Annotated in this window: 14 protein-coding genes; 7 read left to right on the top strand and 7 right to left on the bottom strand. The window is 73.0% G+C overall.

Features of this window, described 5'->3' with window-relative positions:
* Window positions 1-146: 146 nt before the first annotated feature.
* Complete coding sequence (locus tag AB0K00_RS24435) at window positions 147-674, bottom strand: type 1 glutamine amidotransferase domain-containing protein (protein WP_363523807.1); 528 nt, start codon at window positions 672-674, stop codon at window positions 147-149.
* Between the two features lie 130 nt (window positions 675-804).
* Between AB0K00_RS24435 and AB0K00_RS24430 the strand changes: the two genes are divergently transcribed.
* Window positions 805-2709 (top strand): ABC transporter ATP-binding protein, encoded by a 1905-nt coding sequence (locus tag AB0K00_RS24430; protein ID WP_363523806.1) that lies wholly within the window; start codon window positions 805-807, stop codon window positions 2707-2709.
* 12 nt (window positions 2710-2721) lie between these two features.
* Window positions 2722-3201 carry a GNAT family N-acetyltransferase gene (locus tag AB0K00_RS24425; protein ID WP_363523805.1) on the top strand — a complete coding sequence of 160 codons (480 nt, stop codon included), beginning with the start codon at window positions 2722-2724 and terminating at the stop codon, window positions 3199-3201.
* Between the two features lie 61 nt (window positions 3202-3262).
* On the opposite strand, the gene AB0K00_RS24420 is transcribed toward AB0K00_RS24425, so the two are convergent.
* The 3 genes from AB0K00_RS24420 to AB0K00_RS24410 form a co-directional block, all read right to left on the bottom strand.
* Entirely contained in the window at window positions 3263-3772 is a 510-nt protein-coding gene (locus AB0K00_RS24420) for an FMN-binding protein (protein ID WP_363523804.1), read from the bottom strand.
* A complete protein-coding gene (locus AB0K00_RS24415; RefSeq protein WP_363523803.1) occupies window positions 3772-5073 on the bottom strand; it encodes a ferric reductase-like transmembrane domain-containing protein in 1302 nt (433 codons plus the stop codon). The genes AB0K00_RS24420 and AB0K00_RS24415 overlap by 1 nt, the downstream gene beginning before the upstream one ends.
* 219 nt (window positions 5074-5292) lie before the next feature.
* A complete protein-coding gene (locus AB0K00_RS24410) occupies window positions 5293-6354 on the bottom strand; it encodes a methyltransferase domain-containing protein (protein ID WP_363523802.1) in 1062 nt (353 codons plus the stop codon).
* 94 nt (window positions 6355-6448) lie between these two features.
* Between AB0K00_RS24410 and AB0K00_RS24405 the strand changes: the two genes are divergently transcribed.
* Together AB0K00_RS24405 and AB0K00_RS24400 are read left to right on the top strand one after the other, a co-directional pair.
* A complete protein-coding gene (locus AB0K00_RS24405) occupies window positions 6449-9745 on the top strand; it encodes a BTAD domain-containing putative transcriptional regulator (protein ID WP_363523801.1) in 3297 nt (1098 codons plus the stop codon).
* 202 nt (window positions 9746-9947) lie between these two features.
* The gene (locus AB0K00_RS24400) at window positions 9948-10325 is read left to right on the top strand and encodes a DoxX family protein (protein ID WP_363523800.1); all 378 of its coding nucleotides are present in this window, start codon (window positions 9948-9950) and stop codon (window positions 10323-10325) included.
* A 118-nt stretch (window positions 10326-10443) separates the two neighbouring features.
* Here the strand turns inward: AB0K00_RS24400 and secA2 are convergent, their stop codons facing one another.
* Complete coding sequence (secA2, locus tag AB0K00_RS24395) at window positions 10444-12768, bottom strand: accessory Sec system translocase SecA2 (RefSeq protein WP_363523799.1); 2325 nt, start codon at window positions 12766-12768, stop codon at window positions 10444-10446.
* 198 nt (window positions 12769-12966) lie between these two features.
* Here secA2 and AB0K00_RS24390 point away from each other — a divergent pair, with 198 nt between their 5' ends.
* Window positions 12967-13776 (top strand): NAD-dependent protein deacetylase, encoded by an 810-nt coding sequence (locus AB0K00_RS24390; RefSeq protein ID WP_363523798.1) that lies wholly within the window; start codon window positions 12967-12969, stop codon window positions 13774-13776.
* A gap of 29 nt (window positions 13777-13805) precedes the next feature.
* On the opposite strand, the gene AB0K00_RS24385 is transcribed toward AB0K00_RS24390, so the two are convergent.
* Complete coding sequence (locus AB0K00_RS24385; RefSeq protein ID WP_363523797.1) at window positions 13806-14540, bottom strand: 3-keto-5-aminohexanoate cleavage protein; 735 nt, start codon at window positions 14538-14540, stop codon at window positions 13806-13808.
* 84 nt (window positions 14541-14624) lie between these two features.
* Complete coding sequence (locus AB0K00_RS24380; protein WP_327005117.1) at window positions 14625-14906, bottom strand: DUF3040 domain-containing protein; 282 nt, start codon at window positions 14904-14906, stop codon at window positions 14625-14627.
* A gap of 238 nt (window positions 14907-15144) precedes the next feature.
* Between AB0K00_RS24380 and AB0K00_RS24375 the strand changes: the two genes are divergently transcribed.
* Together AB0K00_RS24375 and AB0K00_RS24370 are read left to right on the top strand one after the other, a co-directional pair.
* A complete protein-coding gene (locus AB0K00_RS24375) occupies window positions 15145-16059 on the top strand; it encodes a hypothetical protein (RefSeq protein ID WP_363523796.1) in 915 nt (304 codons plus the stop codon).
* 53 nt (window positions 16060-16112) lie between these two features.
* Complete coding sequence (locus tag AB0K00_RS24370) at window positions 16113-17444, top strand: AI-2E family transporter (protein WP_363523795.1); 1332 nt, start codon at window positions 16113-16115, stop codon at window positions 17442-17444.
* Window positions 17445-17454 lie beyond the last annotated feature (10 nt).

Below are 17454 nucleotides of genomic sequence, written 5' to 3'. Positions count from 1 at the left end.
ACACGGTGCGCGGTCACGGTGCGCGGTCACGGTGCGCGGTCACGGTGCGCGGTCACGGTGCGCGGTCACGGTGCGCGGTCACGGTGCGCGGTCACGGCGTCCCGGTGGGCTCGGTGTGCCACCGGGACGCCGCGATCACGTGCGGGTTAGCGGGCGTCCGCCAGGGTCTCGACCAGTTCTTTGCAGAACGCCGGCAGGTCATCCGGCTTGCGGCTGCTGATCAGCGGGCCGTCCACGACCAGTTCCTCGTCGATCCAGGTGGCGCCGGCGTTGCGGAAGTCGGTCTGCATCGACGGCCAGGACGTGATGCGGCGCCCGGTGACGCCGCCGGCCTCGATGAGGACCCAGCCGCCGTGACAGATGACCGCGATCGGCTTGCCGGCCGCGACGAAGTCGCGCACCAGGTCCACCGCCGGTCGCTGCCACCGCAACAGGTCACCGTTGGCGACGCCGCCCGGTAGGACGAGGGCGGTGTAGTCGGCGGCCCGTGCGTCGGCCGCGGTCACGTCGACGTCGAACGAGTCTGCCTTGTCCAGGTGGTGATATGCCTGGACCCGGCCGGGTTCGGGCGAGATCAGCCGGGGCGTGTGACCGGCGTGTTCGACGGCCTTCCACGGCTCGGTGAGCTCGACCTGCTCAATGCCTTCCTTGGCAACCAGAAACGCGACATTCATCGCTGATGTCCTCCTTCTGTGTCGCTTCCGCAGGTTGCGTACCCACAACCGCGCCACCCAAGCGTGTGACGGCTCACCCGGCAGCGCCGGGACGCCGCTATCCTCGAAGCGGAGACGTCGAGGAGGGTCAATGGCCAAGGCGCCTGCCACCGCACTGTCACAGCCTTCCGGCAGCTCCGTGCTGCCGGAGCTCAAAGCGTCGTGGTGGGAGTCGCACAGCGTGGCGCTGGCCAACGTGCGGTTCAGCGCGATGGCGAAACGCCTGCCCGCCGTCCTGCGCCAGGCGATCGCGATCGCGTGGCAGGCCAGCCCCCGCGACACGCTCGCCGCGCTGCTGTTCAACCTGCTCACCGGGGTGGCGACGGCGTTCGGGCTGCTCGCGACGCGGGGCGTGCTGCAGGCGCTTTTCGCCTCCGGGCCGACCCTGGACCGGGTCCGGGCGGCGGTGCCGTCACTGATCATGGTGGCCGTCGCAACCGCCGTGCGGAGCGGGCTGTCGATCATCGCCGGCTGGGCGCAGGCGCGGCTCGAGCCGCAGGTGCTCACGACAGCGGAGCGGCGGCTGTTCGAGCTGACGACGCAGGTCAAGCTGGCCGCGTTCGACGACGCCGGGTTCTCCGACGAGATGGAACGGGCTCGCAACCGCGGGTCTCTCGCGGTGCAGTTCCTGACCCGGGGCGCGATCGATCTCACCGCCGGCCTCGCCGGGCTCGCCGCGACCGCGGTCACCCTCGCGCTGCTGCACCCGGTGCTGCTCGGCGCGCTGCTGCTGGCCAGCGTCCCGGCGGCGTGGGCGGCGGTGCGGGCGGCCCGCCTCGCGTACCTCAGCAACCACGCCCGCACCAGCCGACGCCGGCGGCTGTGGATGCTGTCGGACCTGATGGCGAACCGGGCCACCGCGGCGGAGCTGCGGGCGTTCACGATGCGGCCGTTCCTGCTGCGCGAGTACGACATCATGGCCGGCGCGGAGACGGACACCGAGCTGGAGGTCGTGCGGCGCCAGACGATGACCCGGCTCATCGGCGGCGTGTTCTCCGGGCTCGCGACGTTCGGGGTGTACGTGGCGCTCGGCCTCCTGCTGATCGACCACCGGCTGCCCCTGGCGGCAGCCGGCACCGCGGTGCTCGCGCTGCAGGCGGCCAGGACCGCGCTCGCCCTCGCCGTCACCAACGTCAACCGGGTCTACGAGGAGGGCCTGTACTTCAACGACTACACGGGCTTCCTGGTCCGCGCCGGCGAGCGCATGCCACCCGTGACGAAGGAGGCGACGGTGCGGCCACCGGCGACCATCACCGTGCGGGACGCCACGCTGCACTACGCCGAGACGGACTCGCCGGCGGTCCTCGACGCGACCCTGACCGTCCACCGTGGAGAGACGATCGCACTCGTCGGCGAGAACGGGTCTGGCAAGACCAGTCTCGCCCGGCTCATCGCCGGGCTGTACCACCCCGACAGTGGCACCGTGTCCTGGGATGGGACACCGCTGTCCACCGTCGACCCTGAAGACGCGTGGCAGCACGTGGCGATGGTCAGCCAGGAGTACTGGCACTGGCCGTTCACCGCTGAACGCAACATCCTGCTCGGCACGGACGACGAGGCCCGCGACGGGCTGATCGAGGTCGCCGCGCGCAAGGCCGGCGCCCACGACATGATCGCCGGCCTGCCCGCGGGCTACGGCACGCTGCTGTCCCGCAACTTCGCCGGCGGCCAGGACCTCTCCGGCGGCCAGTGGCAGCGCCTCGCCGCGGCCCGGGCCTTCTACCGCGACGCCCCGGTGCTCATCTGCGACGAGCCGTCCGCGGCCCTGGACGCGCGGGCCGAGCACGCGCTGTTCGCGGCGCTGCGGGCCGGCGCGCCCGACCGCATCACGGTGCTCATCACGCACCGCCTCGCCAACGTCCGCCACGCCGACCACATCTACGTCCTGCACGACGGCCGGATCGTCGAGCACGGCGGCCATCTCGACCTGCTCGCCGCCGGCGGCACCTACGCGGAGCTGTTCGAATTGCAGGCGACGGGGTACACCGCCGCTTGATAGCTTTCCGTCGTGATCGAGGTGCGGGCTCGCAGGGCCACCGCTGCCGACGCCGGCGAGCTGGTCCGGCTGCGGATCGTGATGTTCGAGTCCGTGGACGGCGTCGCACCGCAGCCGGGGGAGTGGTCGCAGGAGGCCGTCCGGTCGCTGCGGGAGCGGCTGCCGGAGCCGGACGCACGCACGGCGGCGTTCGTCGTGGACCGGCCCGACGAGCCGGGGCGGCTGGCGGCGTGCGCGGTCGGCGCCATCGACGCGCGGCTCGGCTCGCCGTCGAACCCGACCGGGTTGCACGGCTACATCTTCAATGTGGCCACCGACGACGGGTACCGGCGCCGCGGCTACTCCCGGGCGTGCATGACGGGGCTGCTCGGGTGGTTCCGGCACAGCGGGATCGTCCGGGTGCAGCTGCACGCCTCCGACGACGGCTACGAGCTCTACCGGAAGCTCGGGTTCAGCGACGTGGAGAGCGCGTCGATGCGGATCTCCCTCTGACGCGTGCCGTGCCGGGCGCGGCAACCGGCCGGCCACGTGCCGGGCGCGGCTGCCGGCCGGGTCACGTGCCGGGCCGGCCGGACCGTGCGGCGTCCAGCGCCGACTGCAGCGACCGCCGGTAGCCGTCGCTGGTGTACGTGGCACCCGACACCGTGTCGAGGTCGGCGCTCTGCCGTTCCAGGGCCTGCTCCCGCAGGACCGGCGTGGCCCGCATGCCGATCTCGATGCCCCGTGCCGCGGCCGTCGGCAGCCGCACCGCGACCACGTCGACGAGCCGCCCCCCGCGCACGTCCACGCGGACCTGGACGGGTCCGTACGGGTTGGTGACGACCGCGCCCAGGTAGGAGCCGTCCATCATCCGGCTCGGGTCCACGACGCCGACGCCCGGCGCCGCCTGCGACGCCACCGCGGGCGCGTGGGCCATGGACGGGCCGCTCGGCCTGCGGGCCGCCGTGGCGGGCGCTGAGGCGGCCGGGCCGGGCACGGACACGGGCGGCAGCTGCGACTTCACCGCGATCAGGACCGCGGTGACGACGCCCGTGCCGAGGACGGCGAATCCGATGCGGCGCATCAGAACTCGAACGGGTCGAGGTGGATCTGCCGCGGCGGCACCCCGGCGCGGCGCAACGCCACCACCGAAGCGTCGACGAGCCCGGCGGAACCACACAGGTACACGTCGCGGCGGGTCAGGTCCGGCACCAGTTCCACGAGCCCTCGCGGGCTGAACGCGCGCCGCGGGCCCGGGTCGTCGCGGCCACCGGTGACGTACCAGACCTGTGCGTCGCGGGCCTCGGCGAGCAGCTCCAGCTCCGAACGGAACACCAGCTCGGCGGCGTTGCGGGCGCGGTACAGCACAACGGTGCGCGGCGGCAGCTCCTCCAGCAGCGCACGGATCGGGCCGATGCCGCTGCCGCCCGCGATCAGCAGCGCCCTGGCCTGCCGGCGGCGGTCGGCGGTGAAGTCGCCGCTGGGGCCCTCCACGAAGACCCGCGTGCCTGGGCGCAGCCGGCGCAGACCCCTGGTGTGGTCGCCGACGACCTTCACGGTCAGCCGCAGCCACTCGTCGTTCGGGGCCGCCGACATCGAGAACGGGTGCGCCTGCCACCAGTTGCGCTCGTCCAGGAACCGCCAGCGGCAGAACTGCCCCGCCCGCACCCGCAGCTCCGGCAGCCGCTGCCCGCCGATGTAGATGGACACCATGTCGGGGCCTTCCGCGACGACGGACCGCACCCGGAAGCGGTGCCGCAGGTTCATCCGCACCGGAGCGACGATGCGCCCCCAGACGACCGCGGCGACGACCGTGCACCACAGCAGCAGCGAGCAGTACCGCGAGAACCCTGGCAGTGACATCTCCTGCCCGACCGCGAACTGGTGCCCGACCGACAGCACCAGCACCAGGTAGGACGTCATGTGCAGCAGGTGCCAGACCTCGTAGGACATCCTGCGCCGCAGCCGTGGCAGCGCCAGCACGGCGAGCGCCACGAGGATCCCGGTGGCCACGAACGCGCCGAGCATCCCGGTGTACTTGTCGACCGTGAGCAACCTGACGATCTCGCGTGCGGGGCCGACGCGTTCGAGCTTCGCATACCCCAGGACGATGAACGCGGCGTGCGCGACCACCGTGGCGACGACGAACACGCCGAGGTCACGGTGCCAGTGCAACAGGTCCCGAGCGCCCAGCCAGCGATCCAGCCACGCGACCCGGGACATCAGCAGCACCTGCACCAGCAGGACGTAGCCGGCGACGAGACCGGTGATCCGCCCCACGGCGGTCAGCGAGGTCGCCGGGTCGCGCAGGAAACCGGCGGGCGTGTTCCACCACCACGGCAGCAGCGTCGCCACCAACCCGAGCCAGAACGCGGCGATGGTCATCGCCCGCCACGCGTCGACGGACCGCCGGCGCCGGTACGGCCGGCGAAACTCACGTGGGATGCGAACGCCGTCTGAGACTGCCCCTTGAATGTCCACCGGGGACGGTCATACCAATCGGATGTGTCGAACGACGAATGCTTCAGGTGCTTTTAAAGCAACCCTAATCCAACGCCTGTCCACGCTGGACTCAGTCCAGAACGGCGGCCGTCCACGTTGGACTCAGTCCAGAACGGACAGCCGGTAGAAGCGCCAGAAGTCGTGCTCGATCGGCAGCACGGTGCTGGCGAATCCGGCCTGCGCCGCCCACCGGGCGACCGTCGGAGCCCGCAGCGCGGTCCCAGCCGCCTCCACCGGGTGTTCGGCCATCGTCGCCGGCAGGCAGTGCAGGACGCTGAAGGCGTACTGCAGGCGTTCGATCTCATCGGCCGGCGCGGTGAACTCGTCGGCGACCTTCTCGTCCGCGACGAACAGCACACCGCCGGGCGCGAGCAACCCCCGGACGGTGCGCAGCACCCCGACCGGGTCGCCCATGTCGTGCAGCGCCTCGAAGATGGTGACGAGGGCGTAGTCGCCCGCCGCGGCCGCCGCGTCCTGCTGCAGGAACGTCACCCGGTCCGCGAGCCCCGCCGTCGCCGCGGCCCGCCGGGCGTCGGCGATCGAGTCCTCGTCCAGGTCGATGCCGGTGACCGCGGCCCGCGGGAACGCCCCGGCGAGCGCGAGCGTCGACGCGCCCGCCCCGCACCCCAGGTCCAGCACCCGAGCGGGTGCCTTCGTGAGGCGCTCCACCACGTCCGGCAGCGCCGGCAGCCACTCCTGGGCGAGGGCGTGCCGGAAGCCCGGCAGGTTCATGGCCGCGATGCCGTCCCTGGTGTAGGACCCGAACGCGGCGTACGGCACGCCGCCGCCGGTCCGGTACGCCTCGGCGAGCGCCGGCACCGCCTGCGCCACCCCGGCGAACACGGTGACGAGACCCACCCCGGACTCGGGGTGCGCCGGGTCGAGCAGCACGTCGGCGGCGCCGTCGGGCAGCCGGAACGTCCGCTCCGCAAGCGACGTGCAGTGCACGTAGCCGGCCGCGGCCTGCTGCTCCAACCATTCGCGGGCGTACCGCTCGGCGATCCCGGCCTTCTCGGCGAGGACCTTGTCCGTGACGTCGGGATGCTCGTGCAGCACCTGGTACAACCCGAGTTGGATGCCCAGGTGCACGCTGAACAGTTCGGTGCCGGCCAGCAGCTGCCCCAGCAGGCGCTCGGTCAGGTTCATGGGCTCGGTGTCAGTCATGCCTGCAAGCCTGACCCAGTCCGCTGTCGAACCGGGTACAACCGGAGTACGTGAACTGTACGAGGACCGTGAGGGTGGGCAGGAAGGCGATTGCATGACGCCGCTGGGCGGGAACCTGCGCATCGGGGTCCTCGGGCCCCTGGAGGTCATGCTCGACGGCCGCCCGCTGGACATCGCGGGCGGCCGGCAGCGTGCCGTGCTCACCGCGCTGGTGCTGAGCCGCCCGGGCGTCCTCGGCGTGGACCGGCTCGCCGCGCTCGTCATGCCCGACGCCACCGACCGCAACGCCACCCAGACCTACGTCGCCAGGCTGCGCCGCTCGCTCGGCCCGGCCGCCGGGTGCGTGCGGACCAGCCCGCCCGGCTACGTCCTGGACGTCCCGGCGGACGCCGTCGACGCGGAACGGTTCGCGGCGCTCACGGTGCCCCGCCCGGGTGAGTCGGCGCTCGACGCGCTGCTGCGGCTCGACACGGCACTCGGCCTGTGGCGGGGGCCGGCGTACGCGGAGTTCCCCGACCTCGCCCGCGCCGAGGCGGCCCGCCTCGCCGAGCTGCGCCGGGACGCCGAGGAGACCCGCGTGGAGGTCCTCACCCGACTGGGCCGGACCGCGGAGGCGGTCGCCGCGGCGTCGGCCCTCGTCGCCGCCGACCCGGGCCGGGACCGGGCGGTGCGGGCCCTCGTGTCGGCGCTCGCCGCCGCGGGGCGGACCGCGGACGCCCTCGACGCCGTCCGCGCCCACCGCGTCTGGCTGCGCGACGAGGCGGGCCTGGACCCGTCGCGGGCGCTGCTCGCCCTCCAGGCGGATCTCCTCCGCGACCCCACCCCGGCGGTCCCTCCACCCCGGCGGCACCACCCGCTCCAGCCCGACCGCACGATGCCGCAGCCCTACCGCACCGTGCCGCGAGCCGAGGGCGCGATGCCGCGGGCCGGGGGCACCATGCTGCAGGCCGAGGGCGCGACGCCGGCCGAGGGCGCGACGCCGCGGGCCGAGGGCATGGTGCTGCAGGCCGAGGGCGCGGTGCCGCGGGCCGAGGGCGTGGTGCCGCGGGCGACGGACGGGCGGGCGGCGGGCGGCCGGGCGACGGAGCTCATCGGGCGGGACGCCGAGGTTGCCGAGGTCGCCGCGCTGCTCGAACCCGGCCGGGTCGTCACCCTGATCGGTCCCGGTGGGGTCGGCAAGACCAGCCTCGCCCTGGCCTGCGCTCGGCCAGCCGCCGGCGGTCCAGCGGGCGCGGCGGCGACGTGGTGGGTCGACCTGGCCGCGCTCGGCGACCCGGCGGACGTGGCGCCGGCGCTCGCTGCGGCGGTCGGGCTGGTCGTGGAGGGCCGGCTCGCCGATGCTCTCGCGGCGTGGGCCCGCGGCGCCGACGGGCTCCTCGTCGTCGACAACTGTGAGCATCTCCTCGACGCCGTCCACGAGGTCCTGGGTGGACTGGCCGTCGAGGACTGCTCGGGCCTGCGGGTCCTGGCCACCAGCCGGGAACGGATCGGGCTGCCCGGCGAGCGCGGCTACGTCCTCGGCCCGCTGTCCGCCCCCGCCGCCGTGCGCCTGTTCACCCTGCGCGCGGCCGCCGCCGACCCGGCGTTCGCCGCGCTGTCCACGCAGGCCACCGCCGCTGCGGACCTGCCGCCCACCGTGCAAGCCGCGCCGATCGCGCCAGCCGCACCCACCGTGCAAGCCGCGCCGATCGCGCGAGCCGCGCCCACCGCGCGAGCCGCGCCCACCGCGCCAGCCACTCCGAACGCGCCGGATGCGGACCTGGCGGAGCGGATCGGTGCGGTGTGCGAGGCGCTCGACCGCCTGCCGCTCGCCATCGAGCTGGCTGCGGCCAGGGTCGGTACGCTCACCGTCGACGACCTCGCGAAACGCCTGGACGCCCGGCTCGTCCTGCTGGACGCCGGTCCCCGCGGCCGGCCCGCCCGGCACCAGACGCTGCGGGCCGTCGTGGACTGGTCGTGGCGGCTGCTCGGGGAGCGGGAACGGGTCGCGTTCGCCAGGTTGCACGTGTTCGCCGCCGGGATCGACCTCGACGCCGCCGAGGCCGTCATCGGCTACGGCGAGCTGCCGGCCGCCGCCGTCGCGCACGTCGTCGCGCTGCTCGCGGAGCGGTCGCTGCTGACCCGGCCCGGGACCGTCGGCGTGGGGCGGTACCGGATGCTGGTGAGCCTGCGCGTGTACGCCGCCGAGCTTCTCGACGAGGCCGGTGACCGGGAACTGCGGCTGCGGCACGCCACGTACTTCGCCGGGGTCCTCGAGGAGGCCGCGGCGGGTCTTTCGGGGCCGGACGAGGCCGCGTGGGTGCCGGTGGTCGAGGGGGCCCTCGACGACGCGCGGCAGGCGTGGCAGTGGTCGCGTGTGCATGCGCCGGGGGTCGCGGTCCGGCTGGCCGGGGCGGTCGCCGGGTTCGGGTTCTGGCACCTGCGCGCCGACCTGCTCGCCTGGTCGACGCTGGCGCTGCGGGACGGCACCACCGCGCCGCCGGAGCACGGCCCGGCGGTCGTGGTGACGCCCGAAGTGATGGTCGGCGCGGCGTACGGCGCCTGGCTGGACAGCGACTTCACCACCGCCGCCCGGGTCGCCCGGCAGGCCGTCGACGCGGGCCACGCCGGCGCCGCGGACCTGCTCGGCGACATCGCCCTCATCCAGGGTGACGTCGACGGGGCTGTCGCGCAGTACCGGCGGGCGACCGAGGTGCTCCCGGCCGGCGGCGCGGCTCGGGCGATCGCGATGGCCAACCTCGCGCTGCCGCTGGCGTACCGGCAGGACCCCGCCGCCCTGCCCGCCGCCGAGGCAGGGCTCGTCGCGGCGCGCGCCACCGGCAACCCGTCCGCGGTGGCGTTCGCCCTGTTCGCCCTGGCGGAAGCGCACGGCGACGGTGCGCCCACGACCGCGATCGCCGCCCTCGAAGAGTCGCTGCGGCTGGCGGGTGCGGTCGGCAACCGGTTCGTCGCCGGGGTCGCCCGCACCGCCATGGTCGCCCTGCGCGGGCGGCACGGCCCGCCCGAGCCGGCCCTTGCCCTGTTCGCCGGCGCGATCCGGCACTGGCGGACCACCGGCGGCAGGCCGCTGCTCATCATTGCGCTGCGGAACCTGGTGGTGCTGTTCGCGCGTACCGGCCGCGACGCCGCCGCGATCGAGCTTGCCGCGACCCTGGACGTGCCCGCCGGCGTCTACGGCGCCGAGGCCGAGCGGCTCGCCGTCGCGCTCGCGGCCGTCCGGGTCCGCCTGCCCGCCGCTGCCGCCGAGGAGGCATGGCTGCGGGGGAGCGCCCGGACCGCCGATGAGGCCGCCGCCCAGGCCCTCCTCCACCTCACCACGCAAAGCACCCCGGCAAGCGCCCCGGGAAGCACCCGGGCAAGCGCCCCGCGGGAAGCGCGTGACCGTGCGTAGCGCCGCGGCAAGTGCCCCGGGAAGCGGATGACCCCGCGAAGCACCGCGGCAAGCGCGTGACCCCGCCCCCGCACAGCACCCCGGCAAGAGCCCGGGAAGCGCGTGACCCCGCGGAGGGCTCCGGGCTGGAACGCGCCTGACGTTGTGGGGGTGTGCGTCGTCGGAGTGCTGAGACGTACCCCGACCATGCGAGGAGCACCTCATGAACATCGCGCTGTGGATCGTCGCGGGGCTGCTGGCCGCCGCCTTCCTGGCCGGCGGCGCGGTGAAGGTCGCCCTGCCCAAGGAGAGGCTGGCCGCGGCCGGCATGGGATTCGCCGAGGACTTCAGCGGCGGCGCCGTCAAGGCCATCGGCGTCCTGGAGATCCTGGCGGGGATCGGCCTGGTCCTGCCCGCGGTGCTCGGCGTGGCCGCGGTGCTGGTGCCCCTCGCGGCCGTCGGCGTGGCGCTGCTGATGGCCGGCGCGATCCTCACGCACCTGCGCCGGCACGAGGCGTCGGCGATCGTGGTGAACGTCGTGTTCCTCGCCCTGGCCGTCCTCGTCGCGTGGGGCCGCTTCGGCCCCGAACAGTTCAGCTGAACCCCGAAAGCACCTGAACCCAGAAAGCACCCGAACGCAGAAAAGCACCTGAACCCAGGAAGCAGCCGAACAAAAAGTGGCCGCCGCACACAGCGTGCGGCGGCCACGACGTGCAATGTCAGCTCTTGACGCCCTTGCCGCTGCGGAACAGCTTGACCATGCCGGCGAAGAACCGCTCCATCTCCGAGCCGAACGGGTTGTCGCTGACCACATAGGTCCAGGTGGCGCTCGGCCGGACCAGGCCGGCGTCGGCGGGCTGCCAGTCCGGCCCGTCGATCTCGAGCTCCTCGAACTCCTTGACCGTGCGGTTGTCGATCTCGGCGAGCAGGCCGCGGAAGGCCGGGATGGCCTCGCGGTGGAACTCGTCGAGCGGGTCCTGGGAGCCGAGGACGCGCAGGTGGATGCCTTCGCGCAGCTCGCTCATGTCGGCCAGGTGCTCCGACCAGGCGGCGTCGGCGTGGAACAGCGCGATCGTGCGGGCGACGCGGAGCACGACCTCCTCGCCGAGCTCCTCCGACAGCTCGTTGTAGCGGTCGGGGGCCCGGTCGGCGAGCAGCTCGCCGGCGGCGTCGGTGACGAGGAGCTCCTCGCGCCGCTTGGCGTGCAGCTGGCGGTGCTGGTCGAGCAGGTAGTTGTAGCGCCAGGTGTTGCGGTGGATCTCCAGGTTGACGGTCTCCGCGACGCGCTGCGCGGAGCCGATCGCCCAGCGGACGTCCTCGTCCTCGATGGCGCCCTCGGCGTCGGCCTTGCCCATCGGCATCGGCTCCGGCCCGTAGCGCTGGATGAGCTCGTCCTCGAGGCTGACGAAGAACATCGACTCGCCAGGGTCGCCCTGCCGGCCGGCGCGGCCGCGGAGCTGGTCGTCGATGCGCCGGCTGTCGTTGCGGGCGGTGCCGATGACGAACAGGCCGCCGAGGCCCTCGACCCGCTCGCGGTCCTTCTCGTCGCTGCCGCCGAGGCGGATGTCGACGCCGCGGCCGGTCATCTGGGTGGAGACGGTCACGGCGTTGAACGAGCCGGCCTCCGCGACGATGCCGGCCTCCTTCTCGTCGTTCTTGGCGTTGAGCACGACACACTCGACGCCTTCCTCGGCGAGGGTGGCGGCGAGCTGCTCGGACTCGGCGACGCTAAGCGTGCCGACGAGGACGGGCCGGCCGGTGGCGTGCATCGCGACGATCTCGTTGACGACGGCGATGTCGCGCTCCTCGGCGGAGGCGTAGACGCGGTCGGGCCAGTCCTTGCGGACGTTGGGCAGGTGCGGCGGGATGACCGCGACCTCGAGCTTGTAGAACTCGCGGAGCTGGTCGCCGACGGGCAGCGCGGTGCCGGTCATGCCGCAGATCTTCTTGTATTGCGTGAGGAACGCCTGGACCGTGATGGTCTGCAGCACGGTGCCGCCACCGCTGCTGCGGATCTTCTCCTTGGCCTCGACGGCCGCCTGCAGCCCGTCGGGCCAGCGGCGCCGCTGGGCGACCCGGCCGCGGAACTCGTCGATGAGCTCGACCTTCTCGTCGCGGACGATGTAGTCGACGTCGCGGACCAGCAGCGCCTCGGCGTGCAGTGCCAGGTTGACGGCGGTGAGGGCGTCGACCTGGTCGGCCGCGTAGAGGTCGATGCCCAGCAAGGCCTCGACCTTCGCCAGGCCGTCGGTCGACAGGTGCACGGTGCGGCCGTCGTCGACGACGTCGTAGTCGTGGTCGCGCCGCAGGCCGCCGACGATCTCGGCGATCGCGACCGGCGAGTCCTTCTCGTCGATGGTCGAGCCGGCCAGGACCAGCGGGACGCGGGCCTCGTCGATGAGGATCGAGTCGGCCTCGTCGATGATGACCGTGCCGAACTCGCGGTGCACCCGGTCGGCGGTGTCGGTGACGATGCTGTCGCGGAGCAGGTCGAAGCCGGCCTCACTGACCGAGACATACGTGATGTCGGCCGCATACGCCTCGCGGCGCTCGTCGGGGGTCGAGGACTCGTTGACCCAGCCGACGGTGAGGTCGAGCAGCTCATAGACCGGGCGCATCCACTCGGCGTCACGGCGGGCGAGATAGTCGTTGACCGTGATCACGTGGACCGGGCCCATGGCGGCGTATCCGGCCGCGGCGATCGCGGCGGTCAGGGTCTTGCCCTCACCGGTGGCCATCTCCACGACGTGACCGGCGAGGAGCACCTGGGCGCCGAGCAGCTGCACGTCATAGGGGCGCTCGTCGAGGGCACGCTTGGCGGCCTCCCGGCCGAGAGCGCACGCCTCGACGAAGTCCTGCGGGTCGTCCCGCTGGTGCAGCGCCGTGGCGGCGGCGCGGAGCTCGTCGTCGGTGAGCTCGGACAGCTCGGCCTCGCGCTCCTCGATCAGCGGCAGAAGAGCCTGCATAGGCTCGAGGTCGATCGTGGTGCCGGGCTGCTCCTGCAGCTTGCGACGCCACGCGTTGAATTTGCTCACCAAACCCATGGCCCCCACGATACGTCCCCGCCCGCCGGACGTGTGCGCCCCATCACCGCCGTCCAGAAACCGGAGGGACAAGCCCTCCAGAAACCGGAGGGACAAGCCCTCCAGAAACCGGAGGGACAAGCCCTCCAGAAACCGGAGGGACAAGCCCTCCAGAAACCGGAGGGACGAGCTCTCCAGAAGCGGAGGGACAATCGGAGCGTGGAACGATTGAGCGGGCTCGTTCGAAACGGTGGGGTGGTCGTCCTCAGTGGCGCCGGGCTGTCCACCGAGTCGGGCATTCCGGACTATCGCGGTCCGAGCGGGCTGCAGCGCAACGCGGCGCCGATGACGTATCAGACGTTCACCGGCGACCCGGTGGCCCGGCGGCGCTACTGGGCGCGCAGCTACCTGGGCTGGCGCACGATCGCGGAGGCGGCGCCCAACGACGGGCACCGCGCGGTCGCCCGGTTGCAGCGCGGCGGCCTGGTCACGGGCGTGATCACGCAGAACGTCGACGGCCTGCACCAGGCCGCCGGCGCCGACCCGGTCATCGAGCTGCACGGCGGCCTGGACCGGGTCGTCTGCCTGGGCTGCGCCGACGTGACCGCCCGGACCGCCCTGGACGCGCGGCTGCGGGGGGCGAACCCGTCGTTCGCCGCGCTGAGCGGCGGCATCAACCCCGACGGCGACGCCCACCTCACCGACGAGCAGGCCGCGGACTTCGTCGTCGTCGACTGCGACGGCTGCGGCGGGATGCTCAAGCCCGACGTGGTGTTCTTCGGCGAGCAGGTGCCGATGCGCCGCGTGGAGGCGAGCTTCGCGCTGGTGGAGGCGGCCGCGGCGCTGCTGGTGCTGGGCTCTTCGCTCACCGTCCTGTCGGGACGGCGCTTCGTGATCCGGGCCGCCAAGCTGGGTGTGCCGATCGCGATCGTCAACCAGGGACCCACGAAGAGCGACGAGCTGGCAGGTGTACTGGTGGACGCCCCGCTCGGCAAGACGCTGCTGGAGCTGGCCGAACTGGTCGCCTGAGGTCGTACCGGCGCCGCAGGGGACAAACCTCAGCCGGGCGACGCCCACACGGACAGGGCGTGCCGGACCAGCTCCGCGTTGCCGGTGACCGGCGAGCCGTCGGGGGCGGTGAGGGTGTCCTCGAGGCCGATGCGGGTCGGCAGCCCGAGCCGCCCCGCGAGGGTGACCATCGGCCAGCACTGCTCGCCCTCGCCGTGCAGGAGCCGCTCGCCGTGGACGCCGACCTCGTCGAGGCGGGCCAGGACCGCCAGGGCGTCGGTCTGCGGCGACATGATCTCGACGAGGATCCGCGGCACGGCGTCCATGATGGACAGCGCCGAGGCGTCCTGCACCGACCAGACGCCGGCCTCGACCGCGACGGCGAGCGTCCGCAGGGTGGCGACCAGGTCGGTGAGGCCGGGTTCGGAGATGTTGACGGAGGCGAAGTCCGGCCGCCGGACCGGTGGCAGCTGCGCCCAGGCGGCGACGGCGCGCTGCCGGGCGGCGACGTCCCGGCCGGTGATCCACAGCCCGGTGGTGACCCCGATCGGCGTGGCCGGGCAGGCCTCGCGGACCGCGGCCACGGCGGCGCCCACGTCGGCCGGGTCGAGCGACTCGCGCCCGTCGGCGCCGCGCGGATGCAGGTGCACGGCCTCGGCGCCGGCGGCGACCGCGTCCCGGGCGGCGCCGGCGAGCTCGGCCGGGGTGCAGGGCAGGGCGGGGTGCGCGCCGGGCGGGCGGCCGCCGTTCAGCGCGACCTTGATCCGGGCGATCGGGTGTAACACGGGACAAAGTCTACGCAAACGAGCAGAGCAGCGCACGAACCCCCGACGGCCGGCGGGCCTTCGGGGGTCTGGCGTGCGGAGCAGTTATGGGGTGACGGGTGGTTCTGGTTGGTGCAGCGGTCGCCAGGTCCACACGCCCCCGGCGACGCCGACGGCGCAGATCGCCAGGACCGTGCCCGCGACGCTGCCGGCGGCCAGCCCGACGACGACGCCGAGGACTCCGGCGACGGCGATGGCGACCGCGGTGATGCGACGGGGTGTGACTCGGCGGGTCATCGCCCGGTTGAACCCGTTGACGAACCGCGTGTCATTGCGCAGTGCGGCTTCGATGTCCGCGAGCCGCTGCTGCTCGCTCTCGCTGAGCATGATGCTCAACCTCCTCCGACGGGCCTGCCCGGTGCGCGACGTGTACCCGCTCCGCTCGATGGTCACACACTTCTGCGGGTTTAGGGTCGGTCGATTGGCGCCAGTGGCAAACTCCCAGCCTGCCACGTTGTGACCTGACCTGGTAAATGCACCATATGTCGCTTCTGGCGCCCAGCGGGCCAGGGTCCGGTGTGCCATCCTCTACGGCGATACACGTCAGACATCGGGGAGGACGATCGTGGATCCGTCGCAGCAGTGGCCGTACCCGCAGCAGGGCCAGCCGGGTCCGCAGTATCCGCAGCAGGGCCAGCCGGGTCCGCAGTACCCGCCGCCGGCGCAGCCGGGACCCCAGTATCCGCAACAACAGCCGGCACCGCAGTACCCGCCGCAGCAGTACCCGCCGCAGTATCAGCAGCCGCCGCAGCAGCCGTCCTACGGCAATCAACCCTACTCGGCGGCGCCGTACAACATCGCGCCCAACTCGGCGGCACCCTACAGCGGGCCGCCCGCCAATCCCTATGCGTCGCCGGCGACCGGGGCGATCGCCGTGCCCCCGCCGTCGCGCAGCAAGCTGCCGATGGTGGTGATCGCCGCGGTCGTCCTGCTCGCCGTGCTGGCGGTCTCGATCGTGGTCGTCGCGCTGTCGAAGAACAAGAACGATCCGGTCGCCGGCCCCGGCACGGCGCCCACGTCCTACGCCGGCCCGGTCGATCCCTGCCTGGTCGGCACGTGGAACCAGACCAGCTACCAGAAGACCGTCGACCTGACGGGCACCGACGTCGACAAGCGCGAGGGCATCGGCAAGGTCAAGATGACCGGCGGCGGCAAGCGGTGGACGATCAAGGCCGACGGCACCGCGGTCGAGGACGACAGCAAGACCGTCTACGCCGGCAAGGACGACAAGGGCCGCTCCATCAACGCCACGTTCTCCGGCAACACCGACTGGTCGATCAAGACCGTCGGGAGGACGATTGAGTACGCCGGCAAGGAAAGCAACGCCTCGGTGGTCATCTCCGTCGACGGGCGCAAGGCCGGCACGATCAACCTCGAGCCCAACCTCGACCCGAACAACTACACCTGCACCGGCGACGTGTGGCGCACGTCCAACACCGACGACCCCGACTCGTTCAGCCGCTTCGACCGGGTCAAATGACGTAGCGCGCAACCCCTCGATTGGCACCGCCCGTCGGGGGGTACAGCGGGAGCATGACCTGGATCGCGCAAGTGTCCGACCGTGCCAAAACGCGACTGACCACGGCCCGGCGGACCGGCGTGGTCCCCGATTTCCGCCGCGAGCACCCCGACCGTGACGTCCTCGTCGTCGACCAGCGTTCCACAGTGGACGACGGCATCCCGCCCGGCATCCGCGTCGCCGGGGCGTGGGCCTGGCGGATCGTGCTGTTCATCCTCGCCGCGTACCTGCTGCTGCGGCTCATCGGCGCGCTGCGCCTCATGGTGATCCCGGTCGTCGTCGCGCTGCTGCTCGCGGCGCTGCTCGAACCGGCCGCCGCCGGCCTGCGCAAGCGGGGCGTGCCCCGGTCCCTCGCCGCCGCGCTCGTCCTCGTCGGCGGGCTCGTCGTCGTCTTCGGCAGCCTCGGCGTCATCGTGCAGACGTTCATCGCCCAGTTCGACAGCCTCACCGAACAGGTCACCGGCGGCGTCAACGAGATCCGCGGCTGGCTGTCGAGGGGGCCGCTGCACATCTCGAAGGAGCAGATCGACTCCGCGATCGACGGGATCGGCTCCCAGCTGTCGGCGAACCGTGGCGCGCTCACCTCCGGCGCTCTGACCACCGCCACCACCATCACCGAGGTCCTCACCGGCTTCTTCGTGGTGCTGTTCACGCTGTTCTTCTTCCTGCGTGACGGCGGGCAGATCTGGGAGTTCCTCTGCCGCCTGCTGCCCCGGGCCGCCCGTCTGCCCGCCGTCCGCGCCGGGCACTACTCGTGGTTCACGCTCGTGTCCTACGTGCGGGCCACCGTCCTCGTCGCGTTCGTCGACGCCGTCGGCATCGGCATCGGCCTGGCGATCCTGCGCATCCCCCTCGCGCTGCCCCTCGCGGCGCTGGTCTTCCTCGGCGCGTTCATCCCCGTCGTCGGCGCGACCCTGTCCGGCGCCGTCGCCGTGCTCGTCGCCCTCGTCACCAAGGACCCGCTGCACGCGCTGCTGGTCCTCGCCATCGTCATTGCCGTGCAGCAGCTGGAGGGGCACGTCCTGCAGCCGCTCATCATGGGCCGCGCGGTCTCCCTGCACCCCCTGGCAGTGATCCTCGCGATCACCACCGGCGTGGTCGCCGCCGGCATCGTCGGCGGGCTCGTCGCGGTGCCGCTGCTGGCGGTCGGCAACACCGCCGTCCGGTACCTGGTAGCCCATCCCGACGGCGAGCCGACCCCGGATCAGGAACCACCGGGCACCCAACCCTCCGACGTGTCCGACGGCGGGCCCATTGCCTCGGAGCCCGCGGACGACACCCCGCCGCCGCCGGAGGAGGACCTGCCGGACGCGAAGACCTCCGGCAGCACCAGCTCCCACGAGTAGGGTTGATCCG

Source organism: Dactylosporangium sp. NPDC049525, assembly GCF_040676755.1.
In the GTDB taxonomy this organism is placed as follows: Bacteria; Actinomycetota; Actinomycetes; order Mycobacteriales; family Micromonosporaceae; genus Dactylosporangium.
This window is presented reverse-complemented; position numbering and strand designations above follow the sequence as displayed.

Coding starts and splice junctions, on each gene's coding strand:
- AB0K00_RS24430 (WP_363523806.1), top strand. CDS start 805: ATGGCCAAGGCGCCTGCCACCGCACTGTCACAGCCTTCCGGCAGCTCC.
- AB0K00_RS24435 (WP_363523807.1), bottom strand. CDS start 674: ATGAATGTCGCGTTTCTGGTTGCCAAGGAAGGCATTGAGCAGGTCGAG.
- AB0K00_RS24420 (WP_363523804.1), bottom strand. CDS start 3,772: ATGCGCCGCATCGGATTCGCCGTCCTCGGCACGGGCGTCGTCACCGCG.
- AB0K00_RS24400 (WP_363523800.1), top strand. CDS start 9,948: ATGAACATCGCGCTGTGGATCGTCGCGGGGCTGCTGGCCGCCGCCTTC.
- AB0K00_RS24410 (WP_363523802.1), bottom strand. CDS start 6,354: ATGACTGACACCGAGCCCATGAACCTGACCGAGCGCCTGCTGGGGCAG.
- AB0K00_RS24370 (WP_363523795.1), top strand. CDS start 16,113: ATGACCTGGATCGCGCAAGTGTCCGACCGTGCCAAAACGCGACTGACC.
- secA2 (WP_363523799.1), bottom strand. CDS start 12,768: ATGGGTTTGGTGAGCAAATTCAACGCGTGGCGTCGCAAGCTGCAGGAG.
- AB0K00_RS24415 (WP_363523803.1), bottom strand. CDS start 5,073: ATGACCATCGCCGCGTTCTGGCTCGGGTTGGTGGCGACGCTGCTGCCG.
- AB0K00_RS24380 (WP_327005117.1), bottom strand. CDS start 14,906: ATGCTCAGCGAGAGCGAGCAGCAGCGGCTCGCGGACATCGAAGCCGCA.
- AB0K00_RS24405 (WP_363523801.1), top strand. CDS start 6,449: ATGACGCCGCTGGGCGGGAACCTGCGCATCGGGGTCCTCGGGCCCCTG.